Raw genomic sequence first — 15,609 nt, forward strand, 5'->3', positions numbered from 1 at the left:
GCTGGCTGGGTTGTCGGCTGCCGAAGGCAGCGCGAAAGGCAGAAGAAGGTGAAGACGTTGGGCGCGCATGATGGTGCGCATTGTAGGCCATAAGGGCAACGCGGCCGGCGCGATGGCAGCAGGCCGCGTCGCGAAGGGCGCGATTGGTAAAATTGCCGGACGGCGGGGCGCCCGATCCGACGCCCGCGGCGTGCGCAGCCGCGTTTTCAGGGACGATTAAGCATTGTGTGGCACACTGCGCGCACATGTCGGTGACCGCCCGGTTCGCGCGCTGCGCGGGCCGCGACGCATCCAACCCGTAGAAAGGACACGCTTGAAACTTCCGTATGAATGGCAGATCGGCTGGCGCTATACGCGCGCCGGCAAACGCACGACCGGCAACGGCTTCATCTCTTTCATCGCACTCGCATCGATGCTCGGAATCGCGCTCGGCGTCGCGGCGCTCATCGTCGTGCTGTCGGTGATGAACGGTTTTCAGAAAGAGGTGCGCGACCGGATGCTGTCGGTGCTCGCGCACGTCGAGATCTTCTCGCCGACGGGCTCGATGCCCGACTGGCATATGACCGCGAACGAAGCGCGGCTGAACAAGTCCGTGATCGGCGCGGCGCCGTATGTCGAGGCGCAGGCGCTGCTCACGCGCCAGGATGCGGTGAGCGGGGTGATGCTGCGCGGCATCGATCCGTCGCTCGAGCCGCAGGTGTCGGACGTTGCGAAGGACATGAAGGGCGGCTCGCTGTCGGCGCTCGCGCCGGGGCAGTTCGGCATCGTGCTCGGCAATGCGCTCGCCGGCAATCTGGGCGTGTCGATCGGCGACAAGATCACGCTCGTCGCCCCGGAGGGGACGATCACGCCAGCCGGGATGATGCCGCGCCTGAAGCAATTCACCGTGGTGGGCGTGTTCGAGTCCGGACACTACGAATACGACAGCTCGCTCGCGATGATCGACATCCAGGATGCGCAGGCGCTTTTCCGGCTGCCCGCGCCGACGGGCGTGCGGCTGCGCCTGGCTGACATGCAGAAGGCGCCGCAGGTCGCGCGGGAACTCGCGCATTCGCTTTCGGGCGAGCTGTATATTCGCGACTGGACCCAGCAGAACAAGACCTGGTTTTCCGCGGTGCAGATCGAGAAACGGATGATGTTCATCATCCTGACGCTCATCATCGCGGTCGCGGCGTTCAATCTCGTGTCGTCGCTCGTGATGACGGTGACCAATAAGCAGGCCGACATCGCGATTCTGCGCACGCTGGGCGCGCAGCCGTCGTCGATCATGAAGATCTTCGTCGTGCAGGGCGTGACGATCGGCTTTGTCGGCACGGCGTCCGGTGTCGCGCTCGGATGCCTGATCGCGTGGAGCATTCCTTGGCTCGTGCCGATGATCGAGCATCTGCTCGGCGTGCAGTTTCTGCCGCCGTCGGTGTATTTCATCAGCGAGCTGCCTTCGGAGTTGGTCGCGGGCGATGTGATCAAGATCGGTGCGATTGCGTTCGCACTGTCCGCGGTCGCGACGCTCTATCCGAGCTGGCGCGGCGCGAAGGTCCGCCCGGCGGAGGCGCTGCGCTATGAATGATCAGCTTTTCGAACACGCAATGAATCGGCAACAGGAAACAGCGCGCGGCGGCGTCGCGCACGGTTATGTGCTCGAGGCGCACGGGATCACGAAATCGTTCGTGCAGGGCGGCCTCGACGTGCAGGTGTTGAAGAACGCCGAGGTATCGGTGCGGCGCGGCGAGAAGCTCGCGATCATCGGCGCGTCGGGCTCCGGCAAGAGCACGCTGTTGCATGTGCTGGGCGGTCTCGACGAGCCGAGCGCGGGGCAGGTGTCGCTGCTCGGCAAGCCGTTCACGCAGCTCGCCGAGCGCGAGCGCAACGATCTGCGCAACCGCTCGCTCGGTTTCGTCTATCAGTTTCATCATTTGCTGCCCGAATTCAGCGCGCTCGACAATGTCGCGATGCCGCTGAGGATTCGCCGGATGCCGATTGAGCAAGCGCGGCGCGAGGCCCGCGAGATGCTCGACCAGGTCGGGCTTGCCGCGCGCGCGAAGCACCGGCCGGGCGAGCTGTCGGGCGGCGAGCGGCAGCGCGTGGCGATCGCGCGCGCGCTCGTCACGAAACCCGCGTGCGTGCTCGCCGACGAGCCGACCGGCAATCTCGACGGCGCGACCGCCGATCACGTGTTCAATCTGATGCTCGATTTGTCGAAAACGCTCGACACGAGTTTTGTGATCGTCACGCACGACATCGAACTGGCCGCGCGCTGTGACCGCATCCTGAGGTTGCGCGATGGCGTGCTGCACGAGGAACCCGCCGTGACGGCGTAATATTGAACGGGCGGTTGTCCGGTTTCGCGCGAGGTTGGGGTGCCGGTTTGGGTTTCTATGCGGCTCGCGGTGAACGGGCGCGGCGCGCAGGGAGCCCTCGCATGCGGCGGCTGTCGCGCGAAGTCCGCGCGGGCGGTTCACCGGCGGTTCAAATGGGCCGCGACTGCGCTCGGCGCGGCGAACGGATACGGGCTCAGGGCCGCTCGCGCTTTCGCCGGCCGCCGCTTTTCGGAACGGCGGCTGGCGCTTTACGGCCGGCTTGGCGAATCAAACTGATATGTGGATCGATACGCACTGCCATCTCGATGCTGCCGAATTCGACGACGATCGCGCGCGCGTCGCCGATGCGGCACGCGAGGCGGGCGTGTCGCGGATCGTGATTCCGGGCGTGGCCCGCGACAACTTCACGGCGGTGCGCGAGCTTGCGCACGCGACGGCGGGCGGCGCGTACGCGCTCGGCATTCATCCGATGTACACGCCGCACGCGCACGACGCCGATCTCGAGCGGCTGTGGATGGAAGTCGAGGCGAGCCTCGACGATCCGCGCTTCGTCGGCATCGGCGAGATCGGTCTCGATTACTTCGTGCCGGGGCTCGATGCGAATCGGCAGGCATTTTTCTACGAAGCCCAGTTGCGGCTCGCGCGCGATTTCGATTTGCCCGTGCTCTGTCACGTGCGCAAATCGCAGGATCGCGTGCTGGCCGGGTTGCGGCGTTTCGGCGTGCGCCGCGGGATCGCGCATGCGTTCAACGGCAGTTTCCAGCAGGCAAACGCCTACCTCGCGCAGGGGCTCAAGCTCGGCTTCGGCGGCAACGTGACGTTCGGCCGCGCATTGCAGATCCGGCGGCTCGCGGCGCAACTGCCGATCGATGCGCTTGTCGTCGAGACCGACGCGCCCGACATCCCGCCCGAATGGCGTTACAGGGCGCGCAACACGCCCGACCAGGTGCCACCGATCGGTGCCGCAATCGCCGCGCTGCGCGGCATCGATCCGGCGCAGCTTGCGCTATCCACTTCGGCTAACGCGCTTGCCGCGCTGCCCCGTCTGGCGCTCGCCGCCGCATAATCGATTCGTGATGCGGATGCGCCGCGCGGGCGGCGCACGGGACGCGGAGGCGCGATGCGGGCGATGGTCGGCGCGTTCGCGCTCGGCGTCGTCGCGCTGCAACAGCAGGCGGCGTTGCCGGGCGCGGCGGCATGGGCGGGCGGCGTGCTCGCATTCGGGGTGTGCGTGTGGCTCGCGGCCGTCGCGTATCGCGGCTGCCGAGAGGGGCCGCCGCGCAGGCGCCGGGCCGGCTTGTGCGCGTGCTGTTGCGCGGCGGCGCTTGCCGGCTTCGGCTATGCGGCGGCACGCGCGCAATGGCGCTTGAGCGATACGTTGCCCGAGCGGTGGGAGGGGCGCGATATCGTCGTGACGGGAGCGGTGCGCGGCTTGCCGTCACGCGATGCGAAGGGAGTGCGCTTTCTGTTCGACGTCGATGCAAACGATGCGGGCATCGCGCGCTTTCCGGCGACGCTGTCGCTCGGATGGTATGCGCTGGGCCGCGACGCGGCCGCGTCGCCCCGGCTCGTGCCGGGCGATCGATGGCGGTTGCGCGTGCGTTTGAAACGGCCCCACGGCAACGCGAACTTTGGTGTGCGCGACGCCGAGGCGAGCTGGCTCGCGCATGGCATTCGCGCGCTCGGATACGTGTCGGCGCCGCGTGATGCGCGGCGGCTCGCAAGCGGGGCGTCCGGCGCTGGCTACGCAATCGATCGGATCCGCGCGCGCTTGCGCGAGCGCATCGATAGTGCGCTCGGCGCCGCACCGCATCGCGGCATCGTCGCGGCGCTCGCGATCGGCGCGCAGGACGGCATTGGCGACGGTGACTGGCGCACGCTGCGCGAGACTGGCACGAGTCATTTGGTCGCTATTTCCGGGCTGCATGTCGGGATGGTGGGCAGTTTGTGCGGATGGCTCGCAGGCTGGTTCTGGCGGCGCTCGTGCTATGTCGGGCGCGCGTGGCCGCTTGTCGCGCCGGCGCAGAAAGTTGCCGCGCTCGGTGCGCTCGTCGGCAGCGCCGGCTATGCGGCGCTGGCGGGCTTCAACGTGCCGGCGCAGCGCGCGTGGTGGATGCTCGCCGCGGCGAGCGTCGCGTATCTGAGCGGGCGGTCGCTGCCGGCGTCGTCGGTGCTCGCGGCGGCGCTCGCTTGCGTGCTGCTCGTCGATCCGTGGGCAGTGACATCGCCGGGATTTGGATTGTCGTTCGGTGCAGTCGCGGCGATTTTGTTCGCGTCGGCCGGCCATGGCGCGGCAGCGCGCGAAGCGGCAGACGCTGCCCGGCCGGGTTTGGCCGATGCGACAGACGCAGGCCCAACCGCTGACGGTGTGCCGTCGCATCAGGTCCAGGTGCGAGGCGCGATCGTGCGCACCGCGCGGCGTGCGATGCGGCGTCTGCAAGAGGCGTCGCGCACGCAATATGCGGTGACGGTCGCGCTCGCGCCGCTCACCGTTTTATGGTTCGCGCAGATTCCGCTTGCCGGGCCGCTTGCCAACGCGTTCGCGATTCCGTGGGTCGCCTCGCTCGTCACGCCGCTCGTGCTCACCGGCGTCGTGCTGCCCGCGCCGTTCGATGCCACGGTGTTGACGCTCGCGCATGCGCTCGTCGGTGTGCTGATGCGGTTGCTCGAAGCGATCGCCGCGGCTGGGCGCACGGTCTGGTTCTTGCCGCTGCCGGACGGCTTCGCGCTTGCGGCGGCGGTCTGCGGCATCGTCTGGGCGCTCGCGCCGCGCGGCTGGCCGCTGCGGCATGCCGCGACGCTCACGTGGCTGCCGCTCGTCGCGCCGGGGCCGCACGCGCCCGCCGATGGCGCATTCCGGTTGACGGCGTTGGATGTCGGGCAGGGGTCCGCGATCGTGATCGAAACCGCGCGGCATACGCTGCTGTTCGACGCCGGGCCGGGGCCCGAGGCGTCGAACGCGGGTGAGCGGGTCGTCGTGCCGTTTTTGCGCGCGCACGGCGTGCGCGTGCTCGACGCGCTCGTGGTCAGCCACGCGGATGCCGATCACGCGGGCGGCGCGCCCGCGATACTTTCGGCGCTCGCGGTTCGGCAACTCGTGGGCGGCCTGCCGCCGTCGAATCCGCTATGGCGCGCCGCGCACGACGCCGGTGTGACCGACGCGCTGCCTTGCGCGGCCGGGCAGCGCTGGCGCTGGGACGGCGTCGATTTCGCGATGCTTTGGCCTGCCGGCGGCCCGCGCGCGCGCGGGTCGACGAACGCGCAGTCATGTGTGTTGCGCATCACGGCGCGCGGGCCGGCGGTTGCGCCGATGGCGCGCGGCGCAACCGAGCCGCCGCCCGAGCGTTCCGCGCTGCTGACGGGCGACATCGACGCACGCTCCGAGCGCACGCTCGTCGCAGGTTCGCGCGCGGCGCTCGCCGCGCATGTGCTCGTCGTTGCGCATCACGGCAGCCGTACATCGTCGACCGAACCTTTCCTCGACTCAGTCGAGCCGCGTGTTGCGGTATTTCAGGTAGGCTATCGGAGCCGTTTCGGACATCCTCATCCGAGCGTCTGGGCGCGCTACGCCGGGCGCGGTATCGAGCTGCCGCGCACCGATTGGGATGGCGCGGTGCGCATCGACGTCACGGCAAGCGGCGAGCCGATCGTGCCGGTACGATACCGCGACGTGCATCGGCGCTATTGGATGGACCGGTGAGGCAATCGGAAGCAATCTCGAGAACAGCAAGGGACAACGGCGCTTTGAAGGACATCATCCATTTCTCGCACGCAAACGGCTTTCCGGCGTCCACTTACCGGACGATCTTCGCCGAGCTGGCGGACGAATACGAGTTGCGCTATATCGAGCGGATCGGCCACGACAAGCGCTTCCCGGTCACGCGGGACTGGGCGCACCTCGTCGAGCAATTGCTCGACGATATCGGTCGCATGTACGAGCGGCCCGTATGGCTGGTTGGCCACTCGCTCGGCGGCTATCTGTCGTTGATGGCGGCGCTCAAGCGTCCTCAATGGGTGCGGGGCGTCGTGATGATCGATTCGCCCGTGATCGCCGGCTGGCGCAGCAGCGCGTGGCGCGTGAGCCAATGGGCGGGACTCGACGAGCGTTTGTCGCCCGCCGCCGCGACGCGCAACCGCCGCACCCGTTGGGCGAGCCGCGACGAAGTCTGGCGCCATTTCCGTCAGAAGCCTGCATTTGCCCGCTGGGACGAACGAATGTTGTCCGATTACGTCGACTACGGCATTCCGCAGACAAGTCCCGCAGGCGAGCGCTTGCTCGCGTTCGACCGTCAGATCGAGTACATGATTTACCGGACGGTGCCGCACACGCTCGGTCGGCGTCTGTCGCGCGGCGCGCCGGTGCCGGTCGGTTTTCTCGCCGGCACACGCTCGCGCGAGATTCGCCAGGTCGGGCTCGACGCGACGCGCCGCACGGTGCGAGGGCGGATCGAATGGATCGAGGGCAGCCATCTTTTCCCGATGGAGCGGCCGATCGAGACCGCGCGGGCGCTGCAGCGCATGCTCAACACGCTGCGTGTGGACGGCGGCGCGGCCGCGGCGCGCGGCTCGGAATGACGCGTGGGGCGGCAACGGTCGGGTGACGACACTGCCCGGCCCCGGCCGGGTAGCGCGAGCGCGGCGCAGGTCGCGGCGCGCGCGCGTCGGAGGCGGCGGGGCGGCAAGGTTTTCGGGCGTCGATTGCTGAGAGATGCGCGGCCTTTACGGTATAATCCGTTTTTCCCGCGAGCATCCAGCGATGACCAAATATGTTTTCGTCACCGGCGGCGTAGTTTCTTCCCTCGGCAAGGGTATTGCCGCCGCTTCTCTCGCCGCGATCCTCGAATCGCGCGGTCTCAAAGTCACCCTCCTCAAACTCGATCCCTACATCAACGTCGATCCCGGCACGATGAGCCCGTTTCAGCACGGCGAAGTGTTCGTGACGGAAGACGGCGCTGAAACCGATCTCGATCTCGGCCACTACGAGCGCTTCATCAGCACGAAGATGCGTCGTGCGAACAATTTCACGACCGGTCAGATCTACGAATCGGTGATCCGCAAGGAGCGCCGCGGCGATTACCTCGGCAAGACCGTGCAGGTGATCCCGCACATCACGAACGAAATCCAGGCGTTCATCGAGCGCGGCGCGGCGTCGGCCACCTGCGGCGAGCCGGATGTCGCGATCGTCGAGATCGGCGGTACGGTGGGCGACATCGAGTCGCTGCCGTTCCTCGAGGCGGCGCGCCAGATGAGCTTGCGTCTTGGCCGCAACAGCGCATGCTTCGTTCACCTGACGCTCGTGCCGTTCATTGCGACGGCGGGCGAACTCAAGACGAAGCCGACGCAGCACAGCGTGCAGAAGCTGCGCGAAATCGGCATTTCGCCGCACGTGCTGCTTTGCCGCGCGGACCGTCCGATTCCGGACGACGAGTCGAAGAAAATCTCGCTGTTCTCGAACGTGCCGGAAGACGCGGTGATCTCGGTGTGGGACGTCGACAGCATCTACAAGATTCCGCAGATGCTGCACGATCAGGGCCTCGACCGGTTGATCTGCGAGGAGCTGCGGCTCGATCCGCCGCCGGCCGATTTGCGGATGTGGTCGGAACTCGTCGAAAAGATCCAGCACCCGAAGCATGAGGTGACGATCGGCATGGTCGGCAAGTACATCGATTTGACGGAGTCGTACAAATCGCTGATCGAGGCGCTGCGCCATGCGTCGATCCATACGTCGACGAAGGTCAACATCGAGTACATCGATTCGGAAGAGCTCGAGGCGAACGGCACCGCGAGCCTTGCGCATCTCGACGCGGTGCTCGTGCCGGGCGGTTTCGGCCGGCGCGGCACTGAAGGCAAGATCGCCGCGATCCGCCATGCGCGCGAGGCGAAGGTGCCGTATCTCGGTATTTGCCTCGGCATGCAGCTCGCCGTGATCGAGTTCGCGCGAGACGTGGTCGGGCTGAAGAACGCGAACAGCACCGAGTTCGACCCGAACACGCCGGAGCGCGTCGTCGCGTTGATCACCGAGTGGTACGACCGTGACGGCAAAATCGAAAAGCGCAACGAGGAATCCGATCTCGGCGGCACGATGCGGCTCGGTTCGCAGCGTTGCCCGATCAAGGCGGGCACGCTCGCCGAAGAGATTTACGGCAGCGACGTGAACGAGCGTCACCGCCATCGTTACGAGGTCAACAACCGCTTCGTGCCGCGTCTCGAGGAAGGTGGTCTCGTGATCAGCGCGCGCACGCCGAGTGAGGATCTGCCGGAGATGATGGAGTTGCCGCGTTCGATGCACCCATGGTTCGTCGGCGTGCAGTTCCATCCGGAGTTCACGTCGACGCCGCGTGACGGCCATCCGCTGTTCAAGTCGTTCGTCGAAGCCGCGCTTGCGTATCAGCAGACGCGCGCCGGAGTGAAAGCATGAAACTAGCCGGATTCGAAGTCGGGCTCGACAAGCCGTTTTTCCTGATCGCGGGCACCTGCGTCGTCGAATCAGAGCAAATGACGATCGATACGGCGGGCCGGCTGAAGGAAATCTGCGCGAAGCTCGGCATTCCGTTCATCTATAAGTCGTCGTATGACAAGGCCAATCGCAGTTCGGGCAAGTCGTTTCGCGGCCTCGGGATGGACGAGGGGCTGCGTGTTCTCGCCGAGGTGAAGCGTCAGCTCGGCGTGCCGGTGTTGACCGACGTGCACGAGATCGACGAGATCGAGGCCGTCGCGTCGGTCGTCGACGTGCTGCAGACGCCCGCGTTTTTGTGCCGTCAGACCGATTTCATCCACGCGTGCGCGCGCTCGGGCAAGCCCGTCAATATCAAGAAGGGTCAGTTTCTTGCGCCGCATGACATGAAGAACGTGATCGACAAGGCGCGCGCCGCCGCGCGCGAAGCGGGGCTGTCCGAGGACCGTTTCCTCGCGTGCGAGCGCGGCGTGTCGTTCGGTTACAACAATCTTGTGTCGGACATGCGCTCGCTCGCGATCATGCGCGAGACGAACGCGCCCGTCGTGTTCGATGCGACCCATTCGGTGCAGTTGCCGGGTGGGCAGGGCACGAGTTCGGGCGGCCAGCGCGAATTCGTGCCGGTGCTGGCGCGCGCGGCGGTGGCCACGGGTATCGCGGGGCTCTTCATGGAGACTCATCCGAGCCCGGCCGAAGCGAAGTCCGACGGCCCGAACGCGGTGCCGCTCGGCCGGATGGCCGCATTGCTCGAGATGCTCGTCACGCTCGACCAGGCAGTCAAGCGCGCCCCGTTCCTGGAAAACGATTTTAATTAATGAACTCGGCAGCCGTCGCGCGCGTCAGTAACGCAAGCAGTTCTCGCGCGGGCGGCAGCCGCCGTCGCTGAAGACAGAATTCATCGTCAATTTCAGAGGAAACCATGAGTGCAATCGTAGATATCATCGGCCGCGAGATTCTGGATTCGCGCGGCAATCCGACCGTCGAGTGCGACGTGCTGCTCGAATCGGGCACGATGGGCCGCGCAGCGGTGCCGTCGGGCGCGTCGACCGGCTCGCGCGAGGCGATCGAGCTGCGCGACGGCGAGGCCGGCCGCTATGGCGGCAAGGGCGTGTTGAAGGCGGTCGAGCATATCAACACGGAAATCTCCGAAGCGATCATGGGCCTCGACGCGTCCGAGCAGGCGTTCCTCGACAAGACCTTGCTCGAACTCGACGGCACCGACAATAAGTCGCGCCTCGGCGCGAACGCGCTGCTGGCGGTATCGATGGCCGTCGCGAAGGCGGCCGCCGAGGAAGCCGGCCTGCCGTTGTACCGCTACTTCGGCGGCTCGGGCGCGATGCAACTGCCGGTGCCGATGATGAACATCGTCAATGGCGGCGCGCATGCGAACAACAGCCTGGATATCCAGGAATTCATGATCGTGCCGGTGAGCCAGCCGACGTTCCGCGAAGCGCTGCGCTGCGGCGCCGAGGTGTTCCACGCGCTGAAGAAGATCCTCAGCGACCGCGGGATGAGCACGGCTGTCGGTGACGAAGGCGGTTTCGCGCCGAACTTCGGCAGCAACGACGAATGCCTGTCGACGATCCTGCAGGCGATCGAGAAGGCCGGCTATCGCGCGGGCGAAGACGTGCTGCTCGCGCTCGACTGCGCGGCATCCGAGTTCTACCACGACGGCAAATACCAGCTCGCGGGCGAAGGCTTGCAGCTGTCGTCGGCCGAGTTCACCGACTATCTCGCGACGCTCGCCGACAAGTTCCCGATCGTATCGATCGAGGACGGCATGCACGAGGGCGACTGGGACGGCTGGAAGCTTCTGACCGAGCGCCTCGGCAAGAAGGTGCAGTTGGTCGGCGACGATCTGTTCGTCACGAACACGCGCATCCTGAAGGAAGGCATCGAGAAGGGCATCGCGAACTCGATCCTCATCAAGATCAACCAGATCGGTACGTTGACCGAAACGTTCGCGGCGATCGAAATGGCCAAGCGCGCGGGCTATACCGCCGTGATTTCGCACCGTTCGGGCGAAACCGAGGATTCGACGATCGCCGACATCGCGGTCGGCCTGAATGCCGGTCAGATCAAGACGGGCTCGCTGTCGCGCAGCGACCGGATTTCGAAGTACAACCAACTGTTGCGCATCGAAGAGGATCTCGGCGATATCGCCAGCTATCCGGGCAAATCGGCTTTCTATAACCTGCGCTGACGCGTTACTATCGGTCTTGATTCTGTCGACGCCGCTTCGCGTTCCCCGTGAAGCGGCGCTTCTTATATCTGCGGCTTATTCATGCGGCTTGTTACCGTCGTTCTGATCGCCTTGTTGGCATTGATTCAGTACCCCTTATGGTGGGGGCATGGCGGCTGGCTGCGGGTTCACGAATTGCGTCAGCAGTTGAGCAATCAATTGCAGAAGAACGCCGACGACAAGCTGCGCAACGAGCGCATCGCGGGCGAGGTGCAGGACTTGCAAAACGGCACCGCGGCGATCGAGGAACGCGCGCGCTACGAAATGGGAATGGTGAAGGACGGCGAGGTGTTTGTGCAGTTCGTATCGCCGAATTCGCCGATGCCCTCGGTGTCGGGCACTGCGCAGTCATCGACGGCGACGCGCGGCGACGTATCGGCCGCGCCGGTGCGCGTCGTGCCGAATCCCGAGTCGCGCGCGAAGCCGGAAAAGCGGCGCGGCACGGACAAAACGGCCACACACAAGCCCCCGGCGCGTCACGACGGCTGACGTCATTGCACGCGATTCGATATAAAAAGCGCAGTCTGAACGTTCGGGCTGCGCTTTTCTTTCTTCCTGGTGATGAATTGGCTGTCAGTGGCCGGACGCCGATCTTCGCTTACCACCACCAGCCCGGATAGCCGTAGCTCAGGCCCGTGCCCCAGCCGCGTCCCCAGCCGCCGTAATATCCGCCGTAATAAGTGACGGGCGGCGCGTAATATGACATCGCGCGCGCCGCTTCTTCAGCCGCGATGGCCGCGTTTTGTTCCCGCATCACCTGCTTGTCGATCTCGTCGTAGCGCTTGCGCTCCTCCGGTGTGAGCGTGGCAGGGGTACTGGTCCGCTCGGGCAGGCGGCTCAAGACGGTCGTCGACGGTGGCGCAACGCAGGCCGTGAGCGATGCGGCGGCGAGCAATGTCGCAAGCGGCGCGGCGAGCGGTGCGGCTCGAACAATGATCGGTTTCATGAGGCTTGCCTCCATGCTGACTCGTAACTTGAGCCGACGCGCGCGGGTCAATGCCGTTGCGCGGCGGCGGGTGTAACGCCCGCGCCGAGTTCGGGCGACGTGAATAATTGCGCGACGTCGACCGGATCGAATTCGTAACGCTGATTGCAGAATTCGCAGTGGATCTCGACGTGACCGCGCTCCTCGATCACGCTGTCGATCTCGGTGCGCCCGAGCATCCGCAGCATCGCGCCGACCTTTTCGCGCGAGCACGTGCATTGAAAGCGCGTCGCGGCCGGTTCGAAATGCTGAACATGCTCCTGCCAGAACAGACGGCGAAACACGGTCTCGGGTTCCACTTCGAGCAGTTCCTGTGTCGACAGCGTGCCGCCGAGCGTGCAGACACGTTCCCATGTATCCGTGTCGGTTTGCTCCGCGCGCGGCACGATGCCGCCGTCGCCCGGCAGTTTCTGCAGCAGCACGCCGACCGCGCGCTCATGATTCGCCGCGAGCCACAGGCGGGTGTCGAGCTGCTCGGAGTGGTGCATGTAGTGCTCGAGCACGTCGGCGACCGACGCGAGCGGGCCGTCGTCACCGTTGAGCGGCACGATGCCCTGATAGGGCTGCTGACCGGGGCGCTTGTCGGCTGGATCGAGCGTGATCACGCAACGTCCGTGGCCGCTCGCGTTGATCAGGTCGGCGAACGACGCGCCGTCCCAGTCGGATTCGCCCGGCTCGCCCGACAGCTTCGCGGTCGCACGCATCGCGAGATCGGAGCTGCATTGGACGACGAGCATCTTCACCGGTCCGTCCCCGAAAATCTGCATGACGAGCGTGCCGTCGAACTTCAGGTTCGCCGACAACAGCGCGCATGCCGCCATCATCTCGCCGAGCACGGTGCGCACGGGAGCGGGATAGTCGCGGCGCGTGAGCACCTCGCGCCACGTATTGCGCAGCGAAACGATTTCGCCGCGCACCGGGGCCGTGTTGAACATGAATTTCTGTAACTGGTCGCTCACTTTTTTCCTCGACAAACAAACGGCTCATGCGGACCGGCCGGTCAGCCGATCCGCACGAGCTGCTCCTTGAAATACGCGCGCCGCATCGCGTAGGCTTGCGTGTTCATATGCATCCGGGCGATGTCTTCGTCGGACAGCGTGCGCATGGCCCGCGCCGGCGCCCCGAGAATCAGCGAATTGTCGGGAAACGTCTTGCCTTCGGTCACCACCGCGCCTGCGCCAACCAGACAGTTGCGGCCGATTACCGCCCCATTCAAGATCACCGCCTGGATGCCGATCAGCGAACCTTCTCCGATCGTGCAGCCATGCAGCATTGCTTGATGCCCGATCGTCACGTTCGGTGCGATCACGAGCGGGCAGCCGGGGTCGGTGTGCAGCACCGCGCCTTCCTGCACGTTGCTGCCTGCACCGACCGTGATCGGCTCGTTGTCGCCGCGGATCGTCACGCCGAACCAGATGCTCGCGTTTTCTTCGAGCACGACCTTGCCGACGATTGTCGCGTTGTCGGCGACGAACACGCTTTCGTGAATGGACGGCGCGTGATCGCCGAGCTTGTAGATGGCCATGTTGTCTCCATGTGGGGCGGTTCAGGCGGCCGGTACAATGGCGCGCGAGTGGCGTCGCGCTTGGATGCGGCGCGATCGAACCGTTTATTGTAAACCGGTTGTTCCGATTGTCCGTGCGCGCCGCCGGCGCGCATTCGTGTGTCTTTTCATGTCATTCGTTCCGACTTCGTCGCCCCAGCCCGAGCGTTGCGTGCGCAGCGACGCGCTCGCCGCGCTCGGCGAACCCGATCCCGAGCGCAAAGCCGCGCTTGTTGCCGAATTGCGTGCGGCGTGGCAGGACGGGCGCGCGGCTGTCCTGCCGCAGCGCGTGCTGAGCGCTCCCGAAGGCGGCTTGCCGGGGCGGCCGGCGCGCCCCGAACTCGTCGAGCCCGCGCGGCTCGAGCGGCGCAGCATGCGCTCGCCGCAGGGACGCGCGGCGCTGCTGCATGCGCTGGCGCATATCGAATTCAATGCGATCAATCTCGCGCTCGATGCGGTGTGGCGTTTTCCACGGATGCCGGCGGAGTTCTATGCGGACTGGCTGAAGGTCGCGGCCGAGGAGGCGCACCATTATTCGCTGCTTGCCGCGCGTCTTGCGCAACTGGGTTACGCATACGGCGATTTTCCCGCGCATAACGGCCTTTGGGAGATGTGCGAGCGCACGGCGGGCGACGTGCTCGCCCGCATGGCACTCGTGCCGCGCACGCTGGAGGCGCGCGGGCTCGACGCGTCGCCGCCGATTCGGGCACGGCTTGAGCGGGCGGGCGATCATGCGTCCGCGGCGATTCTCGACGTGATTCTGCGCGACGAGATCGGGCACGTGTGGATCGGCAATCGTTGGTTCCGTCACCTGTGCGACGATGCGAGACTCGATCCTCATGCGGCTTATGAGTGGCTCGCCAGTCAGTATCGCGCGCCGCGGCTGCGCGGACCGTTCAATTTCGATGCACGCCGCTCGGCGGGATTCGACGACGTCGAGCTGGCGGCGCTCGCCGCGCGGGAGGCCGTCGACGCACGCTAGCCGTGCCGTTTGCCGGTGGCGCGGCCGCCTTCGGACAGCCGGCGGCTTACGATTTTCTTTAGAGAAGTGCCTCGATACCCACGCGAACACAGCGTTTGATCGGCGTTGGCGGTGCGTCGCGCGATAGAATAAAACGAACGATCATTCTTTTTTTGAGCTGACAATGCACTCCACCGAATCCGTCTCTGATTTCGTCACGGTCCGCGGCGTCAAGCTGCATGTGCGGCGCTGGGGGCGGCCCGAGGCGCCGACGCTTTACATGCTGCACGGTTGGATGGACGTAGCGGCGTCGTTTCAGTTCGTCGTCGACGCGCTCGCGGGCGACTGGCAGGTGATCGCGCCCGATGCGCGCGGTTTCGGCCTGTCCGATTGGCCAGTCGCGGCGCACGGGGGCGGCCATTATTGGTTCCACGAATATCTCGGCGATCTTGAAGCGCTGATCGACCATTACACGCCCGAAGGCGAAGTCAATTTGGTCGGACACAGCATGGGCGCGAACGTCGTGTGCCTGTATGCGGGCGTGCGGCCGCAACGGGTGCGGCGGGTGGTCGATCTGGAGGGGTTCGGGCTCGCGCCCGCGAGCGCCGACGAGTCGCCGCGCCGGATCGCGCAGTGGCTCGACGATCTGCGCGATCCGCCGACGCTCAGCCGCTATGCATCGCTCGACGCCGTCGCCGCGCGCCTCATGAAGACGAATCCGCGCCTGGACCCGCGCCGCGCGGCGTTTCTCGCCGGACATTGGTCGGCTCCCGATCTGGATGGTCAGTACCGGCTTCTTGCCGATCCCGCGCACAAAATGCGCGGGCCGATGCTGTATCGGCTCGACGAGGTGATGGCGGTGTGGTCGAAGGTGCGCGCGAAGGTGCTGCACGTCGAGGCGGTCGATTCGCCCACGCTCGCGTTTCTCGCGCGCGGGATTCCGATTCCCGAATTCAAGGCCCGTTTCGCCGCGTTCGGCGATTGGCGCGAGAAGCTCATCGAGGATGCGGGACATATGGTCCACCACGATCAGCCGGAGCAGGTCGCGGCGTTGATCGAAGCATTTTGCGCATGATCGGGCGGGGTGTCCCGTTCGATCCATCGTC

At 66.0% G+C, this 15,609-nt stretch carries 14 protein-coding genes; 11 read left to right on the forward strand and 3 right to left on the reverse strand.

Annotation, left to right across the window (positions count from 1 at the left end):
- Window positions 1-313: 313 nt before the first annotated feature.
- From BSIN_RS13860 to ftsB, 9 genes are all read left to right on the forward strand, one after another.
- Window positions 314-1,567, forward strand: a complete 1,254-nt coding sequence (locus BSIN_RS13860; RefSeq protein ID WP_089340946.1) for a lipoprotein-releasing ABC transporter permease subunit — start codon at window positions 314-316, stop codon at window positions 1,565-1,567.
- Complete coding sequence (gene lolD / locus BSIN_RS13865; RefSeq protein WP_059516551.1) at window positions 1,560-2,318, forward strand: lipoprotein-releasing ABC transporter ATP-binding protein LolD; 759 nt, start codon at window positions 1,560-1,562, stop codon at window positions 2,316-2,318. Before BSIN_RS13860 ends, lolD begins: the two co-directional genes overlap by 8 nt.
- Window positions 2,319-2,595: 277 nt before the next feature.
- Window positions 2,596-3,384, forward strand: coding sequence for a TatD family hydrolase (locus BSIN_RS13875; protein ID WP_089340947.1), 789 nt, complete (start codon window positions 2,596-2,598; stop codon window positions 3,382-3,384).
- Between the two features lie 54 nt (window positions 3,385-3,438).
- Complete coding sequence (locus BSIN_RS13880) at window positions 3,439-6,018, forward strand: ComEC/Rec2 family competence protein (protein ID WP_089340948.1); 2,580 nt, start codon at window positions 3,439-3,441, stop codon at window positions 6,016-6,018.
- Between the two features lie 44 nt (window positions 6,019-6,062).
- A complete protein-coding gene (locus BSIN_RS13885) occupies window positions 6,063-6,893 on the forward strand; it encodes an alpha/beta fold hydrolase (protein ID WP_089340949.1) in 831 nt (276 codons plus the stop codon).
- 181 nt (window positions 6,894-7,074) lie between these two features.
- Window positions 7,075-8,736 carry a CTP synthase gene (gene pyrG, locus BSIN_RS13895; RefSeq protein WP_089340951.1) on the forward strand — a complete coding sequence of 554 codons (1,662 nt, stop codon included), beginning with the start codon at window positions 7,075-7,077 and terminating at the stop codon, window positions 8,734-8,736.
- The gene (gene kdsA, locus BSIN_RS13900) at window positions 8,733-9,587 is read left to right on the forward strand and encodes a 3-deoxy-8-phosphooctulonate synthase (RefSeq protein ID WP_089340952.1); all 855 of its coding nucleotides are present in this window, start codon (window positions 8,733-8,735) and stop codon (window positions 9,585-9,587) included. The genes pyrG and kdsA overlap by 4 nt, the downstream gene beginning before the upstream one ends.
- 104 nt (window positions 9,588-9,691) lie before the next feature.
- Entirely contained in the window at window positions 9,692-10,975 is a 1,284-nt protein-coding gene (gene eno, locus BSIN_RS13905; protein ID WP_059516650.1) for a phosphopyruvate hydratase, read from the forward strand.
- Between the two features lie 81 nt (window positions 10,976-11,056).
- Entirely contained in the window at window positions 11,057-11,503 is a 447-nt protein-coding gene (ftsB, locus tag BSIN_RS13910; protein WP_059516652.1) for a cell division protein FtsB, read from the forward strand.
- Between the two features lie 109 nt (window positions 11,504-11,612).
- Here ftsB and BSIN_RS13915 read toward each other — a convergent pair whose 3' ends face one another.
- From BSIN_RS13915 to BSIN_RS13925, 3 genes are read right to left on the reverse strand one after another with little or no spacing between them, the layout of a single operon-like run.
- Window positions 11,613-11,960 carry a hypothetical protein gene (locus BSIN_RS13915; RefSeq protein WP_089340974.1) on the reverse strand — a complete coding sequence of 116 codons (348 nt, stop codon included), beginning with the start codon at window positions 11,958-11,960 and terminating at the stop codon, window positions 11,613-11,615.
- 47 nt (window positions 11,961-12,007) lie between these two features.
- Complete coding sequence (hslO, locus tag BSIN_RS13920; RefSeq protein ID WP_059516654.1) at window positions 12,008-12,958, reverse strand: Hsp33 family molecular chaperone HslO; 951 nt, start codon at window positions 12,956-12,958, stop codon at window positions 12,008-12,010.
- Window positions 12,959-12,999: 41 nt separating this feature from the next.
- Window positions 13,000-13,524, reverse strand: coding sequence for a gamma carbonic anhydrase family protein (locus BSIN_RS13925; protein WP_059516656.1), 525 nt, complete (start codon window positions 13,522-13,524; stop codon window positions 13,000-13,002).
- A 148-nt stretch (window positions 13,525-13,672) separates the two neighbouring features.
- Here BSIN_RS13925 and BSIN_RS13930 point away from each other — a divergent pair, with 148 nt between their 5' ends.
- Window positions 13,673-14,524 (forward strand): ferritin-like domain-containing protein, encoded by an 852-nt coding sequence (locus BSIN_RS13930; RefSeq protein ID WP_089340975.1) that lies wholly within the window; start codon window positions 13,673-13,675, stop codon window positions 14,522-14,524.
- 163 nt (window positions 14,525-14,687) lie between these two features.
- Entirely contained in the window at window positions 14,688-15,578 is an 891-nt protein-coding gene (locus tag BSIN_RS13935) for an alpha/beta fold hydrolase (protein WP_089340953.1), read from the forward strand.
- The last annotated feature ends 31 nt before the right edge of the window (window positions 15,579-15,609 follow it).

Origin of the sequence: Burkholderia singularis, from assembly GCF_900176645.1 — a bacterium.
Taxonomy (GTDB): domain Bacteria; phylum Pseudomonadota; class Gammaproteobacteria; order Burkholderiales; family Burkholderiaceae; genus Burkholderia; species Burkholderia singularis.